The organism is Pseudoalteromonas sp. PAST1, from assembly GCF_021532515.1.
Taxonomy (GTDB): domain Bacteria; phylum Pseudomonadota; class Gammaproteobacteria; order Enterobacterales; family Alteromonadaceae; genus Pseudoalteromonas; species Pseudoalteromonas simplex.
Window position 1 is genome coordinate 1 of record NZ_JAKGBH010000120.1, and the last position, 1,720, is coordinate 1,720.

Below are 1,720 nucleotides of genomic sequence, written 5' to 3' on the forward strand. Positions count from 1 at the left end.
AGTGTGATTACCAAGGGATACTGACGGTATAAGTACCAAGCGATTTTGACGTAATCACACTATCAATGTTGCCGAGCTTCGGCAAGTTTTGCTAACCGTAACGCAGTCGTATTCATATTTTCCCTTAGCCAGATATTGCGAACGCCGCTAGCATGTATGTCGACGTTTCTTTCAGACTTGAGCAGCCTTGACACTTTGGATTGTCCCATGTGTGGGTTAGCTAGTGAGAATTCGATGACGACTTCCTCAATGGCTCTGTCTGTACGATTTTTGTGGTGAAGATTTGGCGTTTCCTGACGTTTTAGCGATTCGATTCCACCTTGTTTTATCAGCTTACGATGGCGGTAAATAGTATCGCGGGAGACACCACTTAGGCGGGAAGCTTCTGCCACATTTCCTAGCTTTTCAGCCAGAGCCAATACATCAAGCTTCTTCTGGAGCTCATAGTCTTCCGAGGATAGCTTTTCAGGCTCCGTTACTTCGGTTACCTGTAGTTTTCGTCCGGCGAAGTACGCATCGAACCGCTTATTTTTACCCGTACGAATTTCGATTTTTTGGTTTGTGATTGAGTGCTTAAGCGGTGAGTCGATGAAGTAGAGTTTTCCCCTGAAGCTAAACGTATGGTCGTTACGGATCTTCCGGTAGACCTTGGTGATGCAGATATCATCAAGATTGGTGTAGCGTGATACAGGCGTATATTCGGTGTCTGATGTTTTAGATTTTACCATCAGGTTTTTACGCCAGAACTGCGGGATGAAGACGTGTTGGAGGTAGCTATTAGCGCCCGTCATGTCAGTAATATTGTTGAGCCGTAACTCCGGTATCAACCTGTCTTGTAGAGTATCGAAGGCACGTTCAATACGACCTTTTCCTTGAGGAGAACTAGCAAAGATGATTTCAATTCCTAACTCCTCACAGGCCCGTTGCATCTGAGAGAAATTGCAACGTTTAGGACCACCAAAGATGCCAGCTCTATCAACATATAGAGTTTTAAACACGCCGAATTTCTCAACAACTGAGCGCATAACTTTCATACACCCTTCAGTCGTTTCTGACGGAAAAAACTCTGCATGGATATCGCTGTTAGCATCATCAATCATAGCGATTAAGCACGACTTTTTATCACCGAACCAGCGATGTGTACTGCCGTCCATTTGCAGCATTAGCCCTGGTGCTTCCATCCGTTCTCTGCGTTTATGGACACGGCTACGCCTACGCTTGGCTCGTTTTACATGATGGATATCATGTGCCCACTTACGCAGTGTCTCGCGCTTAACAACAATGTGTTCGTGAGCCTCAAGCATCTCGGCGAGGTGCAATAGATTCAGATCATAGTATTTCTCGCGGATCAGCGACTGAACTTGCTGCTTAAGCCTATCTGGAGTTTTATTAATTGGCTCGCTGCCTGTATTCCCGTGAACAACGAATTGTAGACCTTGGCTTCGGTAACGCTGCAAATAACGTTCAATAGTACGCCTGGATTTATTGAGGAGCTTAGCGGCATTAGCTATCGTAACTTTACGCTCTGCCACTTTAGCAATGATATCAACTGTTAATTGAGCTTTGGAATTCAAAACAATCACCCTTAGCGCTCCTCAAATGCTTAAACAAAACATTTAAAGAACACGGTTAAAGATAACCGTCAATTTCCCTTGGTAATTAGCGATTACGACAGAATCGCGTGGTAATTAAAGTACGACAAAATCGCTTGGTGTTAACA

General features: G+C 44.5%; 1 protein-coding gene. It reads right to left on the minus strand.

All coding sequences use genetic code 11. The features are described from left to right. Positions 1–62: 62 nt before the first annotated feature. On the minus strand, positions 63–1,583 hold the full coding sequence (locus L1272_RS22920; protein ID WP_075594550.1) for an ISNCY family transposase: 1,521 nt from the start codon (positions 1,581–1,583) through the stop codon (positions 63–65). Positions 1,584–1,720: the final 137 nt, after the last annotated feature.